At 74.1% G+C, this 14,963-nt stretch carries 16 protein-coding genes and 1 riboswitch; of the genes, 3 read left to right on the forward strand and 13 right to left on the reverse strand.

Going from position 1 to position 14,963, the window contains the following annotated elements:
- Positions 1–59 precede the first annotated feature (59 nt).
- Positions 60–563: a transcriptional regulator gene (locus RMN57_RS09135; RefSeq protein WP_031072501.1), complete on the forward strand. Its 504-nt coding sequence runs from the start codon at positions 60–62 to the stop codon at positions 561–563.
- 139 nt (positions 564–702) lie between these two features.
- On the opposite strand, the gene RMN57_RS09140 is transcribed toward RMN57_RS09135, so the two are convergent.
- The 5 genes from RMN57_RS09140 to RMN57_RS09160 all read right to left on the reverse strand — a co-directional run bounded on the left by RMN57_RS09140 (position 703) and on the right by RMN57_RS09160 (position 4,972).
- The gene (locus RMN57_RS09140) at positions 703–1,611 is read right to left on the reverse strand and encodes a hypothetical protein (protein ID WP_313762895.1); all 909 of its coding nucleotides are present in this window, start codon (positions 1,609–1,611) and stop codon (positions 703–705) included.
- Between the two features lie 168 nt (positions 1,612–1,779).
- Entirely contained in the window at positions 1,780–2,619 is an 840-nt protein-coding gene (locus RMN57_RS09145; RefSeq protein ID WP_313762896.1) for a thioesterase family protein, read from the reverse strand.
- A gap of 156 nt (positions 2,620–2,775) precedes the next feature.
- The gene (nusB, locus tag RMN57_RS09150) at positions 2,776–3,213 is read right to left on the reverse strand and encodes a transcription antitermination factor NusB (RefSeq protein WP_313762897.1); all 438 of its coding nucleotides are present in this window, start codon (positions 3,211–3,213) and stop codon (positions 2,776–2,778) included.
- A gap of 4 nt (positions 3,214–3,217) precedes the next feature.
- The gene (gene efp, locus RMN57_RS09155) at positions 3,218–3,781 is read right to left on the reverse strand and encodes an elongation factor P (protein ID WP_313762898.1); all 564 of its coding nucleotides are present in this window, start codon (positions 3,779–3,781) and stop codon (positions 3,218–3,220) included.
- Between the two features lie 84 nt (positions 3,782–3,865).
- A complete protein-coding gene (locus RMN57_RS09160) occupies positions 3,866–4,972 on the reverse strand; it encodes an aminopeptidase P family protein (RefSeq protein WP_313762899.1) in 1,107 nt (368 codons plus the stop codon).
- A gap of 258 nt (positions 4,973–5,230) precedes the next feature.
- Here RMN57_RS09160 and rpmG point away from each other — a divergent pair, with 258 nt between their 5' ends.
- Positions 5,231–5,395: a 50S ribosomal protein L33 gene (gene rpmG, locus RMN57_RS09165; RefSeq protein ID WP_313762900.1), complete on the forward strand. Its 165-nt coding sequence runs from the start codon at positions 5,231–5,233 to the stop codon at positions 5,393–5,395.
- 80 nt (positions 5,396–5,475) lie between these two features.
- Here rpmG and RMN57_RS09170 read toward each other — a convergent pair whose 3' ends face one another.
- Entirely contained in the window at positions 5,476–6,639 is a 1,164-nt protein-coding gene (locus RMN57_RS09170) for a HoxN/HupN/NixA family nickel/cobalt transporter (RefSeq protein ID WP_313762901.1), read from the reverse strand.
- Positions 6,640–6,671: 32 nt separating this feature from the next.
- A riboswitch (cobalamin riboswitch) is annotated at positions 6,672–6,866 on the reverse strand.
- A gap of 82 nt (positions 6,867–6,948) precedes the next feature.
- On the opposite strand from RMN57_RS09170, the gene RMN57_RS09175 reads away from it, so the two are divergent.
- On the forward strand, positions 6,949–7,347 hold the full coding sequence (locus RMN57_RS09175; protein ID WP_313762902.1) for a metalloregulator ArsR/SmtB family transcription factor: 399 nt from the start codon (positions 6,949–6,951) through the stop codon (positions 7,345–7,347).
- Between the two features lie 181 nt (positions 7,348–7,528).
- On the opposite strand, the gene RMN57_RS09180 is transcribed toward RMN57_RS09175, so the two are convergent.
- The 7 genes from RMN57_RS09180 to aroC form a co-directional block, all read right to left on the reverse strand.
- Entirely contained in the window at positions 7,529–9,562 is a 2,034-nt protein-coding gene (locus RMN57_RS09180; protein ID WP_313762903.1) for an ATP-binding protein, read from the reverse strand.
- Between the two features lie 76 nt (positions 9,563–9,638).
- Positions 9,639–10,448 (reverse strand): DNA-formamidopyrimidine glycosylase family protein, encoded by an 810-nt coding sequence (locus tag RMN57_RS09185; protein ID WP_313762904.1) that lies wholly within the window; start codon positions 10,446–10,448, stop codon positions 9,639–9,641.
- 97 nt (positions 10,449–10,545) lie between these two features.
- Positions 10,546–11,406 carry an AAA family ATPase gene (locus RMN57_RS09190; protein ID WP_313762905.1) on the reverse strand — a complete coding sequence of 287 codons (861 nt, stop codon included), beginning with the start codon at positions 11,404–11,406 and terminating at the stop codon, positions 10,546–10,548.
- 227 nt (positions 11,407–11,633) lie between these two features.
- The gene (aroQ, locus tag RMN57_RS09195) at positions 11,634–12,062 is read right to left on the reverse strand and encodes a type II 3-dehydroquinate dehydratase (RefSeq protein ID WP_224284021.1); all 429 of its coding nucleotides are present in this window, start codon (positions 12,060–12,062) and stop codon (positions 11,634–11,636) included.
- Positions 12,063–12,070: 8 nt separating this feature from the next.
- The gene (gene aroB, locus RMN57_RS09200) at positions 12,071–13,159 is read right to left on the reverse strand and encodes a 3-dehydroquinate synthase (protein WP_313762906.1); all 1,089 of its coding nucleotides are present in this window, start codon (positions 13,157–13,159) and stop codon (positions 12,071–12,073) included.
- Positions 13,152–13,673, reverse strand: coding sequence for a shikimate kinase (locus tag RMN57_RS09205; protein ID WP_313762907.1), 522 nt, complete (start codon positions 13,671–13,673; stop codon positions 13,152–13,154). Before RMN57_RS09205 ends, aroB begins: the two co-directional genes overlap by 8 nt.
- Entirely contained in the window at positions 13,670–14,854 is a 1,185-nt protein-coding gene (gene aroC, locus RMN57_RS09210) for a chorismate synthase (protein ID WP_313762908.1), read from the reverse strand. The genes RMN57_RS09205 and aroC overlap by 4 nt, the downstream gene beginning before the upstream one ends.
- Between the last annotated feature and the right edge of the window lie 109 nt (positions 14,855–14,963).

Consider the following 14,963-nt stretch of genomic DNA (forward strand, 5'->3'; position numbering starts at 1 on the left):
CGTCGGCAATCGCCCGTGACCCACCACTGAACGCGAAGCAATCTCGTCCGGGGAGATCAATGTCCAGCGACTACGCGAAGCAACTCGGAGGCAAGCTCCGAGCGATCCGCACTCAGCAGGGGCTCTCCCTGCACGGTGTCGAGGAGAAGTCCCAGGGGCGCTGGAAGGCAGTCGTCGTCGGCTCGTACGAGCGCGGCGACCGTGCGGTCACCGTGCAGCGGCTGGCCGAGCTGGCGGAGTTCTACGGCGTCCCGGTGCAGGAGCTGCTGCCCGGCGGTACGCCCGGTGGTGCGGCCGAGCCGCCGCCGCGCCTGGTGCTGGACCTGGAGAGACTGACCCAGGTCCCGTCGGAGAAGGCCGGTCCGCTGCAGCGCTACGCGGCCACCATCCAGAGCCAGCGCGGTGACTACAACGGCAAGGTGCTCTCGATCCGCCAGGACGACCTGCGCACGCTGGCCGTGATCTACGACCAGTCGCCGTCGATCCTCACCGAGCAGCTGATCTCCTGGGGTGTGCTGAACCCCGACGCGCGCCGCGCGGTGCGCGAGGAGGAGGCGAGCTGACCGCTCGCCCCGGCGTCTCCACCTGCGACAACGGGCAGGTTCGAGCAGAAACGTCACGGCGCGGCACCCGACCGGGGGGCCGCGCCGTGGCGCGTTCCCGGGGCTCCGGGCGCCGCCGCGGGCCCGGCGGGCCGCGGGCTCAACAGACCGTGCCCAGCGGGTAGCCCGGCTCCGCCGCCACGCCGTCCAGCCGCACCGGCCCCGCGGCGGGCGCCCAGTCCTGCCCGACGCTGGCCCAGGCCCAGGCCGTCTGCCGGAAGCCGTCGCCGGCGCCCCCGTCGCGGGCCCCGGCCGTCCCCCGGGCCCCGTGCAGCACGGCCAGCCCCGGCAGCTCCCGGGCCAGCCCGGCACAGAGCACCGCGCAGACCAGTTCGAGGTCCTCGTCGTTGATCCGGACGACGCCGTCCTCCCACTGCAGCACCCGGGCCTGCGCCGTCAGCCGCCCGCCCGGCGCGTCCACCGCGAGCCGCAGCTCGTACACCCCCGCGCCGGCCCCGACCAGCATCCGGCGGAACACCTCGGCCCCGCGCTGGTAGGCCGCGCGGACGTCCCGGCCGCCCTCCCCGGTGAGCCCGCCGTCCAGCAGCAGGTCGGCGTGGCGCAGCGTCAGGCCGTTGTCCCGGGCCCGGACCAGCCGGGGCGCGAAGTCGCCGGCCAGCTCCTCGCCCTGGTAGGCGAGCAGCTGGGTCTGCAGCGGCGGGTTGACCAGGTAGCGGTCCCGGGCGCCGGGCTCGGCCGGGTCGAGGCCGTGCAGCAGGCAGAACTCCTCGAAGTCCTGCGGGTGGAACATCCGGGCCCGGACGGTGTCGAAGCGGCGCCGCGCCTCGGTGAGCAGCTCGGCGGTCTCCCGCAGGTAGGTCTCGTGGTCGGGGGCGTCGGACAGGTGCCAGGCGCGGGCCCGCTCGAAGTCGGCCTCGCTGGTCAGCACTCCGATGACGAAGGCCTGCTCGCCGTCGGGCCGGCGCCGCTCGTGCCGCGTGCGCACCCGGGGGCGGGCGCCGGCGGCGGTGCAGTCGGGGGTGCGGCGGGCGCGGCCGTTGCGGGTCATCGAGGGCTCCTGGGGCGGGTCGCGGTCAGCGGCGGGGGTGCCGCTGACCGTTCTCCTCCCCAACCCCGCGCGGCGCACACGCACGGCGTGTCACAGGAATGTAACCGACCGTGAGGCGTACGGTTGCGCGGCTGCCTCGCCGCGCGGTCGCGTCGCCGGCGGGCGCCGTCACGCCTGGCGCGGCACCCGGGCCAGCTGGCGGGACTGCGCGACCAGGCGGCCGGCCTCGTCCCAGACCTCGGCGTCCTCCTCGAAGTAGCCGCCCGCCACGTTGCGGGTGGCGTGGGTGACGCGCAGCCAGCCGGGCACCGGCCGGGCCCGCAGGTGGACGGTCAGCTCGATGGTGGGCGCCCAGCCGGGCATGCCGAGGTCGAAGGTGACCGGCGGCAGGGCGTCGGCGACCAGCAGGAGCAGCAGCGGGTCGGGCTCACGGCCGTCGGCGAGCCGGAACCAGCCCTGGATCCGGCCGTTGCCGGAGGGCTGCCCGAGCGCCCAGCCGATGGTGGCCGGGTCGAGCCTCAGGTCGAACCGCTCCAGCAGGGCCGCCTGCGCGATCAGCTCCTTGGGGGCGTGCTCGACGCCGATGCACTGGTCCGGCGGGGGCAGCTGCGGGGGCTGCGCGGTGGTGCGCACCTCCCCGTCTGCGACGGCGAGGTCGCCGTGGCTCGCCACCACGCGCAGCCGCTCGACGCCGTCCTGGCTGAGCGAGGCGGTGCCGCTGGAGAGCGAGCGGCCGGCCCTGAGCACCTCGGTGCGGACGGTGGCCGGGCCGGGCGTGGAGGCCGAGAGGTAGTAGCCGCTGATCGAGACCGGGTCGGCGTGGCCGCCGCCGGACAGGCCGTGCTCCAGCGAGAGCGCGTGGCCGGCCATCGCGAGCAGCAGCCCGCCGTTGACGCCGCCGCCGATCTGCCAGCCGGCGCCGAGCTCGCCGTCGTAGCGGCCGGGCTCGTCGGGGTGGCGGGTCAGGGCGATGCCCTGGTCGAACTCGCTGCGGATCGCCGTGGTCATGGGGGGTGGCCTGCCCTTCGCTGCGGGGTCGCCGACGGGCGGGGCCGCCGGCGCGCCGGGTTACTGGCGAGTAGGGACCACCATAATCCACCCGGGTGAACGCGCGACGGCCGCCGGACCCCTGACGGGATCCGACGGCCGTGGCCGGTGGAGCGGTTACCGGCGGATGCTCGGCTTCAGCTCCAGGAAGCGGGCGAGCAGGCCGTTCACGAAGGCCGGCGAGTCGTCCGTGGAGAACTCCTTGGCGATCTCGACGGCCTCGTCCAGGACGACCGCGTCCGGGACGCCGTCCTCCCAGATCAGCTCGTACGCCCCGAGCCGCAGGACGTTGCGGTCCACGATCGGCATCCGGTCGAGCGTCCAGCCCACCGCGTACTGCGAGATCAGGTCGTCGATCCGGCGGGCGTGCTCGACGTAGCCCTCGACGAGCTCCATCGTGTACTCACCCACCTGGGGCGTGCCCTCGTCCGGCTTGGGCTCCCGCGCGCGGGAGACCCAGTCGGCGAGCACCGTCAGCGGGTCGACGTTGCGGTGGTCGGCCTCGAAGAGGATCTGGAAGGCCCGGGTGCGGGCCTTGCTGCGTGCGGCCGACACTGACTTACTTCACCCGGCCGAGGTAGCTGCCGTCGCGGGTGTCGACCTTGACCTTCTCACCGGTGGTGATGAAGAGCGGCACCTGGATCTCGGCACCGGTCTCCAGGGTGGCCGGCTTGGTGCCACCGGTCGAGCGGTCGCCCTGGACGCCCGGCTCGGTCTCGGCGATGACCAGCTCGACCGCGGCCGGGAGCTCGATGTAGAGGACCGCGCCCTCGTTGGTGGCGACCAGGGCCTCGAAGCCCTCCAGGAGGTACTTGGCCGCGTCGCCGACGACGGCCGGCTCGATGGTCAGCTGGTCGTAGGTGTCCATGTCCATGAACACGAAGTTCTCGCCGTCCTTGTACGAGAACTGCATGCCGCGCTTGTCGACGTTGGCGGTCTCGACCTTGGTGCCCGCGTTGAAGGTCTTGTCGACGACCTTGCCGGTCAGGACCTCCTTGAGCTTGGTACGCACGAAGGCCGGGCCCTTGCCGGGCTTCACGTGCTGGAACTCGACGACGGACCAGAGCTTGCCGCCCTCCAGCTTGAGGACCATGCCGTTCTTGAGATCGTTCGTGGAAGCCACGGGCGCACATACTCCTGGATATAGCTGTCAAGGAACCAAGGGGTGCGTCCTGCCGCCTGCGGCAGCCTCCCGGGCGGCCGCGGGTCACAGGGCGAGGAGCTCCTTGGTGGTGATGGTGAGCAGCTCGGGCCCGCCCTCTTCGAGGGGACGGACGACGAGCGTGTCCTCGATCCGGACGCCGCCCCTGCCGGGGAGATGGACCCCCGGACCGACGGTGACCGGTACGCGGCTGTCCAGTTTACCCATGTCCGAGGGACCGAGGCGCGGCGCCTCCCGGATCTCCAGCCCGATGCCGTGGCCGACGGGGTGCGGCGAGCTCTCGGTGTGCCCGGCGGCCTGCAGGATCTCCCGTGCGGCCTGGTCGGGTACGTACTGCTCGACGCCCGGCCCGAGCGCCTCCCGACCGGCCCGCTGGGCGCGGAACACCAGCCGGTGCAGCTCCACCTGCCAGGGCGCGGGGGCCGCGCCGATCACGAAGGTCCGGGCGGTGGAGACGCCGTACCCGCGGTACTGCGCGCCCAGCACCACGGTCAGGAAGTCGCCCTCCTCCACCCGCCGGTCGGTGGGCTGGTGGGCCTGCTGCCCGGAGTGGCTGCCGGTGCCGACCGAGACCGGGAAGGCCGCCCGGTCCGCGCCGTGGTCGATCATCCGGCGCTCCAGCTCCATCGCCAGGTGCCGCTCGGTGCGGCCGACCAGGATCGACTCCAGCAGTTCGCCGAGCGCCTGGTCGGCGATCTCGGCCGCGATCCGCAGGTCGGCGATCTCGTGCTCGTCCTTGACCACCCGCAGCCGCTCGACCGCCTGGGCTAGGTCGGCCAGCCGGACCCCCTCGGCCAGGCCGGCCACCGCCCGGTGCCGGCTGACGGTGAGGTCGTGCTCCTCCACCGCGAGGTCGGTCACCCGGAGCTTCGCCGCCGCGGCCGCGGCGGCCAGCGCGGTGTCCGCCCCGGCCGCCACCGGCACCCGGGTCACGTCCTCGACGATCAGGTGTTCGCCGGTGTCGTCCGGCGGCAGGTCGTCCGGCAGCGCCAGCAGCGCCCGCTCCCGGGTGAGCAGCAGCGTCGCGCCGCACGGCGGGCACCCGGTCAGGTACCGCACGTTCGCCGCCCGGGTGATCAGCGCCGCGTCGGCCCCGGTCGCACTGCAGTGCTCCCTCAGCCGCTCCCGCCGGCCCGCGTACGCATCAGACATGGGTCGAGCCTACGGAGGCCCGTCCCGATCCGCCCGCCGAGCGCCCCCAGCCGGGGCCCGGCGCGCGGCGCTCCCCCACCGCGCGCGCCGACCCCGCGCGCCCACCGCACTCCCCCCGGGAATGGGCGGGCCGGAGCGCGCGTTGTGAGGCAATACGTGAAAACGACTTCCATTTCGGCGTACGGCCTCCGGCCGGCGCCGGGACGGCCACCCCGGAGCGGCGACCCGCCGAGCCGGCCGACCCCAGGAGGACCACCCATGGCCCGCAGCGAACTGCGCCCGATCATCAAGCTCAGGTCCACGGCCGGGACCGGCTACACCTACGTGGCCCGCAAGAGCCGCCGCAACGACCCGGACCGGCTGGTACTGCGCAAGTACGACCCGGTCGTGCGGCAGCACGTCGACTTCCGCGAGGAGCGCTGACCCCTGAACGCGGCGCCCCCTGAACGCGATGGAGCCTCCCCGGGACCGGGGAGGCTCCATCGCGTGCGGCGACCCGCGGCCTACCGCGCCGCCTCCTGGGCGGCGGGCGCGTCCTCGGCCGGCCCGGCGCCCGGCTGCACCGGCTGCGGGCTCCACTTCTGCTCGACCCCGGCGATCCGCCAGTACCCGATCGCCGCCGCCCAGACCACCACGAACAGCCCGACGATCGCGTAGCCGACGTTGTCCAGCGAGATGTCCGCGATCCAGCCGCTCACCGGGTCGGTCAGGTCCAGCTTCTCGTGCAGCACCCCGACCAGCTCGATGGTGCCGATGATGAAGGCCACCGCGATCGACAGGCCGGTGATGGTCAGGTTGTAGTACACCTTGCGCACCGGGTTGGAGAACGCCCACTGGTACGCGAAGTTCATGAACGTCCCGTCCAGCGTGTCGAACAGGCTCATCCCGGCCGCGAAGAGCAGCGGCAGGCAGGCGATCGCGTACCAGGGCAGCCCGGAGGCCGCGCCCGAGCCGGCCATCACCATCAGGGTCACCTCGGTCGCGGTGTCGAAGCCGAGGCCGAGCACCATGCCGACCGGGAACATCTGGCCCGGGCGGGTGATCGAGCGGGTGGCGCGGTTCAGGACGCGGGCCAGGAAGCCGCGCGCGTTGAGGTGCTCCTCCAGCTCCGCCTCGTCGAACCGCCCGGCCCGCATCGAGCGGAACACCTTGAGGATGCCGAACAGCGCGGCCAGGTTGAGCGCGCCGATCAGGTAGAGGAAGGCGCCGGAGGCGGAGGTGCCTACCATGCCCAGCCACTGGTGGGTGGTGGACTCGTCGTCCATCAGGGTGTCGGCCAGCTGCGCGCCGCCCGCCACCAGGGCGGCCATCAGGACCACCATCGAGGAGTGCCCGAGGGCGAACCAGAAGCCGACCGAGACCGGCCGCTTGCCGTCGGCCATCAGCTTGCGGGTGGTGTTGTCGATGACCGCGATGTGGTCGGCGTCGAAGGCGTGCCGCATGCCGAGGGTGTAGGCGGTGATCCCCAGGCCCACCCCGAAGACCTGGGTGCCGACCTCGTACTTCTCGGGGGCGACCAGGAAGATGAGCGTCCCGAACGCCACCACGTGCATGGCCAGGATCACCCCCATCAGCCCGGCCGTGCGGACGGTGTCCTCGCGGCGCCACCGGAAGGTCGGCAGGACGGACGGCGCCGCCGGAGCAGCGGCGGTTTCGGGCAGGGTCATCCTGGGATCACGCTCCAGCACCTCGTGGAATGACGTTCGTGAGATGCCGTGGCCGGTCTCCTGGCTGACGGGGCTTCCGTACCCGCCTTCCCAGGCGCGCGAGGCGCCCAGTGGCGTCATGGGTACGGACGATTCCCCCCGATCACAGTGGCGAGGGCCGCTCCGGACTCCGGACCCCTGAGGGTCCGTCACCGGTCTTCCCGAACACCACGGCGGGCAACACCGTAGGGGGCCCGTGCACACCCTTGCAAGGCTGCGCACCTGCGCAGGTGTCAAGGATCACAGGGCCGGGGCTGCAAGAATGTCCGTATGCATCTCGTACCGGCCGACCGCGCGGGCCACCGCACCATCGACGGACACCGGGTCTGCGAGGCCATCGCCGCGATCGGCGACACCGGGCACGTCCGGTCCTGGGCCGAGCGGTTCTCGCTGCTCGCCGACCCCGGACGGCTCGCCCTGCTGCTCGCCCTCCACCGCGCCGGTCCGCTCGCCGTCACCGACCTCGCGGTTGCCACCGGCATGCGCGACCCCGCCGTCTCCCAGGCGCTGCGGCTGCTGCGGACGGCCGGCGTGGTCACCGGCGACAAGGACGGACGCGTCGTGCGCTACCGGCTCGTGGACGACGCCATGCGCCCCCTCCTCAACACCTGCGCCGCCCACCCAGCCCCCACCTCCGCCGACACCCGAACGGCCACCGCAACCGGCTGAGAGATCCCGGGCCATCGCCGCGCGCCCGTGCTCGGCGACCTCTACGACGGCGGAGGCACCTGAGCCTCGTCCCCGGACCTACCGCGCCGCCCAGGCCGAGCAGTCCACCGAGCACAGGTTCACCGGGGGCGGTGATCCTGCCGGCCTCAGCGCGCGCCCCGTCCGCCGAACGCCGCCCGCGTCACCTTCCACGCTGCCCGGCGTCCGCCTCCGGACCTCCGAGCTCGCCGAGCCGGGAGCGGCCGCGCTCGGCCAGGCCGGTGTCGCCGGATTCCTCGGCCAGGGTGACGAGCAGCCTCAGCGCCTCGGCCTCCTTCAGCCGCTGGCCGAGGGCCGCAGCCCGCCGAGCGGCCTCCGCCGCCAGGGCGGCGGCCTCGTCGAGCAGCCCCAGCACCCGGTGGGCACGGGCCCGCACCAGCGGGAGCCGCATCAGCATCGGGGCGTCGCCCTCCGCCTCGGCCAGCGCGGTGGCCTCGTCCAGGACGACCACCGCCTGCTCCGGGCGACCGACCGCGATCAGCGCCTGCGCGAGGTTGTAGCTCTGGACGACCACGCCGTGCGCGTCGCCCTCGTTCTCCTCCCGGGCGAGGGTGAAGAGCTCGACGGCCCGCTCCGGGCGGCCGTCGGCCAGGCAGAGCAGGCCGTCCGTCTCGTGGAGCACGCCGACCAGCCGACGGTCGGCCACCAGCGGCACCAGCTCCGAAGCGGCCGCCAGCTGCTCGGTCGCCCGCGGGAAGTCCCTCAGCTCGTAGTGGGCCCGGGCGAGCTGGTTGCACATCCGGACCACGGCGTCCGAACGGTCGTCCCGCCGGGCCGACTCGACGCCGAGCCGGTGGGTCTCGATCCAGTCGTCGTAGTACTTACCGCCGTGGTAGAGCGGCCAGAGCGACTCGCAGAGCCGCCAGACGTCGCCGTGCCGGCCCTGCTCACCGGCCGACCTGACCACCTCGCGCAGGTTGGCCCGCTCGGCCCGCAGCCAGTCCAGCGCCACCGCTCCGGAGGTGAACCCCGGCAGCCCTTCGCCGGCCGGCTCCTGCAGCCGCAGTCGCGATCCGAGCACCGCGACGTCCGCCAGGAACGCCCGGCCCCGGTAGTACTCGACCACGCGGGCGAACAACCCGGACCGCTCCGGCAGCTCCCGGACCCGCTCGTAGGCGTGGCGCCGGACCAGGTCGTGGGCGCGGTAGTGCTCGTCCGGGCTCGCGGCCACCACATCGTCCAGGAGGTGGGCGGAGCGCAGCTCCGCCAGGCCTTGGTCCACCCGCTCGATCCCTGCGGCTGAGGCCAGTTCGGCCGAGACCAGCGGGCCGGGGTTCACCCCGATCAGGTGGTAGAGCTCCCGGGTGGTCCGGTGCAGCCGCCGGTAGACCGAGTCCAGGACACCGTCGATGCCGCCCTCCGCGTTGCTGAACGATGACAACCCGCGCTCCCGGTCGGACAGTTCGGCCACCACCTGGCCCACGCCCAGGCGGCTGCGGTCGAGCAGCTGGAACCCGACCGCGTTCAGCGCCAGCGGCAGGCCGCCGCACTGCTCGACCAGCTGCCGCAGCTCCTGCTCGCTGCCCCGTTCAGGTCCGAGCCACCGCCGCACCAACGCGGCGCCGGCCGTGACACCCAGCGGCTCCAGATCCAGCACCTCGGCCCCGTCCAGGCGCAGGCCCGGGAGACGCCGGCGGCCCGCGACCACCACCAGACCGGCGGACGGGACGAGGGTCCGCACCTCGGCGGCCTGCTCGACGTTGTCCAGGAAGAGCAAGACGTGGCGCTCGGCCGTGACCGTCCGGTACAGCGTGGCCCGCTCCGCCATGCTGTCCGGCACCCGCTCCACCGCGAACGCCCGCAGGAACCCGCCCAGGACAGCCCCGAGATCGACCTCGCCGTCGTGGCGGTGAACAGCGAGGTCTGCGTAGAGGTCACCGCCCGGGAAGTGCCCGCCGTACCGGTGGACGAACTGGGCGATCAGCTCGGTCTTCCCGACGCCGCCGAGCCCGGTGAAGGCGACCACGGCCGGCCCGCCGTCCGCGGCCCGGCCGAGCGCCGCCACGAGCGCGGAGAGCTCGCTCTCCCGGTTGACGAAGACGGGGCGCGGCTTGCGCACCTGGTGCGGCGTCGCGAGCCGCGGGCCCGATGGCAGGTGCACCTCGACGTTCCGCCCCTGCACCACGTAGCCGTGCACCGTGCCCGACATGGTGTTGGCCGTCTCGTACGCGTCCATCCGCCCCGCTCCCTCCACGCCGTCCCCCAGCGTACGGCGGATCCTGAGGCGGCATCATTCGAACCGGGAACGCCCCCTACGCCTGCTGGCAGCGGGGGCACCAGAAGAGGTTGCGGGATGCGTGTTCCTCGGTGCGGACGTCGGTGCCGCAGATCAGGCACGGCATGGCGGCCCGGCGGTAGACGTAGACCTCGCCGCCGTGGTCGTCCACCCGCGGGGGGCGGCCCATCGCCTCGGGGGTGTGCTCGGGGCGGACGGTGTCGATCCGGCCCGCGCCGACGCCCTCGTGCATCAGGGCGACCAGGTCCGCCCAGATCGCGTCCCACTCGGCGCGGGTGAGGTCGCGGCCGGCCCGGTGCGGGTTGATGCCGTGGCGGAACAGCACCTCGGCCCGGTAGACGTTGCCGACGCCGGCCAGCACCTTCTGGTCCATCAGCAGCGCCGCGACCGTCGTCCGGCTGCCCGATATCCGCCGCCAGGCGGCGTCCGGGTCGGCGTCGGTGCGCAGCGGGTCCGGGCCGAGGCGGGCCGCGACGGCGGCCTTCTCGGCGCCGGTGATCAGCGCGCAGGTGTTGGGGCCGCGCAGGTCGGCGTAGGAGTCGTCGTTCGCCAGCCGCAGCCGGACCAGGCCGACCGGCTCGGGCGCGGCGCCCTCGCCGAAGGTGAGGCCGCCGTAGAGGCCGAGGTGGATGTGCACCCAGGCACCGCCCTCGAAGCCGAGGAAGAGGTGCTTGCCGGTGGCCTCGGCCCCGGTCAGCACCTGGCCGTCGACCAGTGCGGCACCGTCGGCGAACCGGCCCTGGGGGCTGGAGGCGCTGACCGCGCGGCCGCCGAAGGCCGTGCTGCTCGCGGCGGCGAGGCGGTGGATGATGTGGCCTTCCGGCACGGGCGTCAGCTCCCCCGGGTGGTCGATCAGGACCCGTCCATCATCGCAGCCGGCACCGACACCACCGCGGCCCCGAGGCCGCCCCGGGCCCGCGACCTCAGCGGACCGGGATGCCCATCAGCCGGGCCAGGATCGCCCGGTCCAGCTCGGCCGCGGTGGCGGCGACGTCCAGGTGGGAGTTGTCGATGATCGGCAGCCCGGAGTTGTACCAGCCGGCCATCCGCCCGTGGATCCGGGCGACCTCCTCGTCGCCGAGCCGCCGGTTGCCGCTGCGCCGGGCGTTGCGGCTGAGCACCGAGTCCAGGCTGGGCAGCAGCACGACCGGGATCATGCCGGGCCCGATGTGGCGCTTCCAGCCGCCGAGGCCGATGGCCGGGCGGTCGGGGAAGACGGCGTCGTCGATGATGCAGGAGATGCCGTTGGCGAGGTAGTTGCGGCAGGCGAAGCCGCAGGTGCGGCGGGCCAGCCGGTACTGGGCCTCGGAGGCGCTGTTCCAGCCGGACTGCGGGTTGGCGAAGCCCGACTGCACCCACTCCCGGACGTCGTCCAGGCTGATGTGGGCGGTGGGCGTCTGGCGCCGCTCGGCCCAGTGCCGGGCGACCGTGGTCTTGCCCGCGCCGGCCGGACCGATCAGCAGCACGGCCAGCGGTCCGGTCGGCGCGTGCGGCTGCGGCGGGTGGGCGGGGAGCTGCACGGGCGCGCCGGAGGGCAGCAGGAAGTGCCCGGTGCCGCCGGCCGGCACGGGGGCGGGCGCCGGAGCGGGGGCGGGGGCGGGGGCGGGGGCGGGGGCCGCGGCAGCGTGCGAAGGCCCGGGAGCGGACGCCGGTGCGGGCGCGGGTGCGGGCACGGGCCGGGGGCCGGCCGGGTGCCCGCCGTACGGCGGCTGCCCCGGCTGGGCCTGAACGGACTGCGGCTGCACGGACTGCGGCTGGAGCGCGACCGGCCCGGTCTGCGGCATCCCGGCCGCTGCCGGGGCCGACGGGGCCGACGGGGTCGACGGCGGCGCCGGGGGCGCGGTGGTCGCGCTGCCCGGATACGGCGGGGCCGGCGGAGCGACGGGACGAGGGGGGACCTGTCCACCCCCGGTGTACTGCGCCACGGTCACCTCCCGACTTCTTTCAGCGGGGACACTACACGGCGGCCCGGCGGCGGGCACAGTCCGCCGCCGGGCCGCCCGAGCGGGCCTCAGCGCGTGGTGAGCTGCTCGGCGAGGGCGCGCAGGGCCAGTTCGTACGAACCGAGCCCGAATCCGGCGATCGTGCCGGAGGCCACCGCGGCGATCACCGAGGTGTGCCGGAAGGTCTCCCGGGCGTACGGGTTGGAGATGTGCACCTCGATCAGCGGGGCGGTCCGCTGGGCGGCGGCGTCCCGCATCGCGTACGAGTAGTGGGTGAAGGCGCCCGGGTTGATCACCACGGGCACCCGGCCGTCGGCCGCCTCGTGCAGCCACTCCACCATCTGCTGCTCGGAGTTGGTCTCGTGCACCTCGACCTCGAAGCCGAACTCCTTGCCCAGCGCGGTGCAGCGCTCGACCAGCCCGGCGTACGAGGTCGCGCCGTAGACGTCCGGCTCGCGGCTGCCCAGCCGGCCCAGGTTGGGGCCGTTGAGCACCATCACCCTGGTCACCCGGAGACCTCCGCGTAGGCGGCGACCAGCAGCGACGGGTCCGGGCCCTCCAGCACGGAGGTCTTGCCGAGGCCGTCCAGCACGATGAAGCGGATCAGGTCGCCGCGCGACTTCTTGTCGATCTTCATGGCGTCCATCAGCTTCGGCCAGGCGTCCGCGCGGTAGGTCAGCGGCAGGCCGACCGAGGCCAGCACGCTGCGGTGCCGGTCCGCCGTCTCGTCGTCCAGCCGGCCGGCCAGCCGGCCCAGCTCGGCGGCGAAGACCATGCCGATGGAGATCGCGGCGCCGTGCCGCCACTTGTACCGCTCGTTGCGCTCGATGGCGTGGCCGAGGGTGTGGCCGTAGTTGAGGATCTCGCGCTGTCCGGACTCCTTGAGGTCCCCGGAGACCACGTCGGCCTTGACCTGGACGGCCCGCCGGATCAGCTCCACGGTGTGCGGGCCGGCCGGCGTCCTGGCGCCCTCCGGGTCGGCCTCGATCAGGTCGAGGATGACCGGGTCGGCGATGAAGCCGCACTTGATCACCTCGGCGAGGCCGGAGACGTAGTCGTGCTTGGGCACGGTCTCCAGGGTGCCGAGGTCGGCCAGCACGCCCACCGGCGGGTGGAAGGCGCCGACCATGTTCTTGCCCTCGGCGATGTTGATGCCGGTCTTGCCGCCGACGGCCGCGTCGACCATGCCGAGCAACGTGGTGGGCATCGAGACCCAGCGGACCCCGCGCAGCCAGGTGGCGGCGACGAACCCGGCCAGGTCGGTGGTGGCGCCGCCGCCGATGCCGACGATCACGTCGCTGCGGGTGAAGCCGGTCTGGCCGAGCACCGACCAGCAGTACGCGGCGACCTCGGCGCTCTTCGCGTCCTCGGCGTTGGGCACCTGGAGGGCGATGGCCTCGTAGCCCTCACCGAGCAGGTCCTCGCGGACGGCGTCGGCGGTGGCGGCCAGCGCCTCCGGGTGGATCAGGGCGACCCGCTTGGCCCGGGTGCCGATCATCGGCGCCAGCTCGCCGAGCAGCTGGTGCCCGATCAGCACGTCGTACGGGTCGTGGCCGGCGCTGCCGCCGACGTGAATCCTGACGATGTCAGTCATGGGGGGTCTTCAGCTCCAGTGCTTCCAGTACGGCGTCCGCCACCTGCTCGGGGGTGCGGCCGGCGGTGTCCACGACGGCGGTGGCCACCTCCAGGTAGAGGGGGCGGCGGGCCTCCATCAGCTCGCGCCAGCGGGCCCGGGGGTTGACGGCCAGCAGCGGGCGCGGCGCGTCCAGGCCGACCCGCTTGACGGCGTCGGCCAGCGGGACCTCCAGGAAGACCACCGGCAGCTCGCGCAGCAGCTCCCGGGTGGCCCCGGCCATCACCGCGCCGCCGCCGAGCGCGAGCACCCCGGCGTGGCCCGCGGCGGCGGCGCGGACGGCCCGCACCTCCAGCTCGCGGAAGTGCGGCTCACCCTCGTCCACGAAGATGTCGGGGATGGGCTTGCCGGCCGTCTCCTCGATGTCCGCGTCGGTGTCCCGGAAGCCGACGCCCAGGCGCTCGGCGAGCTCCCGCCCGACGGTGGACTTGCCACTGCCGGGCGGGCCGACCAGGACCACCAGGGGTGCGGTCATCGGACGATCAGGTTGTCCAGGTAGCCCTGGACGTTGCGGCGGGTCTCGGAGACGTGGTCGCCGCCGAACTTCTCGCTCACCGCGTCGGCCAGCACCAGGGCCACCATCGCCTCGGCGACGATGCCGGCGGCCGGCACGGCGCAGACGTCGGAGCGCTGGTGGTGGGCCTTGGCGGGCTCACCGGTGCGCACGTCCAGGGTCTGCAGGGCGCGCGGGACGGTCGCGATCGGCTTCATCGCGGCGCGCACGCGCAGCAGCTCGCCGGTGGACAGGCCGCCCTCGGTGCCGCCGGAGCGGCCGGAGGTCCGCTTGACGCCCTCGGGGGTCGGGACGATCTCGTCGTGGGCCTTGGAGCCGGGGACGCGGGCCAGCTCGAAACCGTCGCCGACCTCGACGCCCTTGATCGCCTGGATGCCCATCAGCGCCGCGGCGAGGCGGGCGTCCAGCCGGCGGTCCCAGTGGACGTGCGAGCCGAGGCCCACCGGCACGTTGTAGGCGAGCACCTCGACGACGCCGCCCAGGGTGTCGCCGTCCTTGTGCGCCTGGTCGATCTCGGCGACCATCGCCTTCGACGCGTCGGCGTCCAGGCAGCGCACCGGGTCCTCGTCCAGCCGGGCCTCGTCGGAGGGCAGCGGGAGCACGCCGGCCGGGGCCTTGGCCGCGGCCAGCTCGACCACGTGGCTGACGATCTCGATGCCGCAGGTCTCCTTGAGGTACGCGCGGGCGACGGCGCCGAGCGCCACCCGGGCGGCCGTCTCGCGGGCGCTGGCGCGCTCCAGGATCGGGCGGGCCTCGTCGATCGAGTACTTCTGCATGCCGGCCAGGTCGGCGTGGCCGGGGCGCGGACGGGTCAGCGCCTCGTTGCGGGCCAGGCCGGCCAGCACCTCGGGGTCGACCGGGTCGGCCGACATGACCTGCTCCCACTTCGGCCACTCGGTGTTGCCGACCATGATCGCCACCGGGCTGCCCATGGTCTCACCGTGCCGGACACCGCCGAGGAAGGTGACCTCGTCCTGCTCGAACTTCATCCGCGCGCCGCGACCGTAGCCGAGCCGACGGCGCGCCAGGGCGTCCGCCACCACCGCGGTGGTGACCGGGACGCCGGCCGGCAGGCCCTCCAGCGTCGCGACGAGTGCGGGGCCGTGCGACTCCCCCGCCGTCAGCCAGCGCAACGTACCCAACGGAGCTCCTTCATCAGCGGACCGGCGCGGCCGGAGCCGCGACCCGCCCGGGCGTGCCTTGTCGTCCCCCGAATCCTTTCATGCCCCGGGCGCCCCCGGCCGCACAGTC

Origin of the sequence: Kitasatospora sp. CM 4170 (assembly GCF_032110285.1) — a bacterium.
GTDB classification, from domain to species: domain Bacteria; phylum Actinomycetota; class Actinomycetes; order Streptomycetales; family Streptomycetaceae; genus Kitasatospora; species Kitasatospora aburaviensis.

What these genes read in the sequence shown, in the direction of transcription:
- RMN57_RS09135 (WP_031072501.1), top strand. Translation starts at nt 60, where the DNA reads ATGTCCAGCGACTACGCGAAGCAACTCGGAGGCAAGCTCCGAGCGATC.
- RMN57_RS09140 (WP_313762895.1), bottom strand. Translation starts at nt 1,611, where the DNA reads ATGACCCGCAACGGCCGCGCCCGCCGCACCCCCGACTGCACCGCCGCC.
- RMN57_RS09145 (WP_313762896.1), bottom strand. Translation starts at nt 2,619, where the DNA reads ATGACCACGGCGATCCGCAGCGAGTTCGACCAGGGCATCGCCCTGACC.
- RMN57_RS09160 (WP_313762899.1), bottom strand. Translation starts at nt 4,972, where the DNA reads ATGTCTGATGCGTACGCGGGCCGGCGGGAGCGGCTGAGGGAGCACTGC.
- rpmG (WP_313762900.1), top strand. Translation starts at nt 5,231, where the DNA reads ATGGCCCGCAGCGAACTGCGCCCGATCATCAAGCTCAGGTCCACGGCC.
- RMN57_RS09170 (WP_313762901.1), bottom strand. Translation starts at nt 6,639, where the DNA reads ATGACCCTGCCCGAAACCGCCGCTGCTCCGGCGGCGCCGTCCGTCCTG.
- RMN57_RS09175 (WP_313762902.1), top strand. Translation starts at nt 6,949, where the DNA reads ATGCATCTCGTACCGGCCGACCGCGCGGGCCACCGCACCATCGACGGA.
- RMN57_RS09180 (WP_313762903.1), bottom strand. Translation starts at nt 9,562, where the DNA reads ATGGACGCGTACGAGACGGCCAACACCATGTCGGGCACGGTGCACGGC.
- RMN57_RS09190 (WP_313762905.1), bottom strand. Translation starts at nt 11,406, where the DNA reads ATGCCGCAGACCGGGCCGGTCGCGCTCCAGCCGCAGTCCGTGCAGCCG.
- aroQ (WP_224284021.1), bottom strand. Translation starts at nt 12,062, where the DNA reads ATGGTGCTCAACGGCCCCAACCTGGGCCGGCTGGGCAGCCGCGAGCCG.
- aroB (WP_313762906.1), bottom strand. Translation starts at nt 13,159, where the DNA reads ATGACTGACATCGTCAGGATTCACGTCGGCGGCAGCGCCGGCCACGAC.
- RMN57_RS09205 (WP_313762907.1), bottom strand. Translation starts at nt 13,673, where the DNA reads ATGACCGCACCCCTGGTGGTCCTGGTCGGCCCGCCCGGCAGTGGCAAG.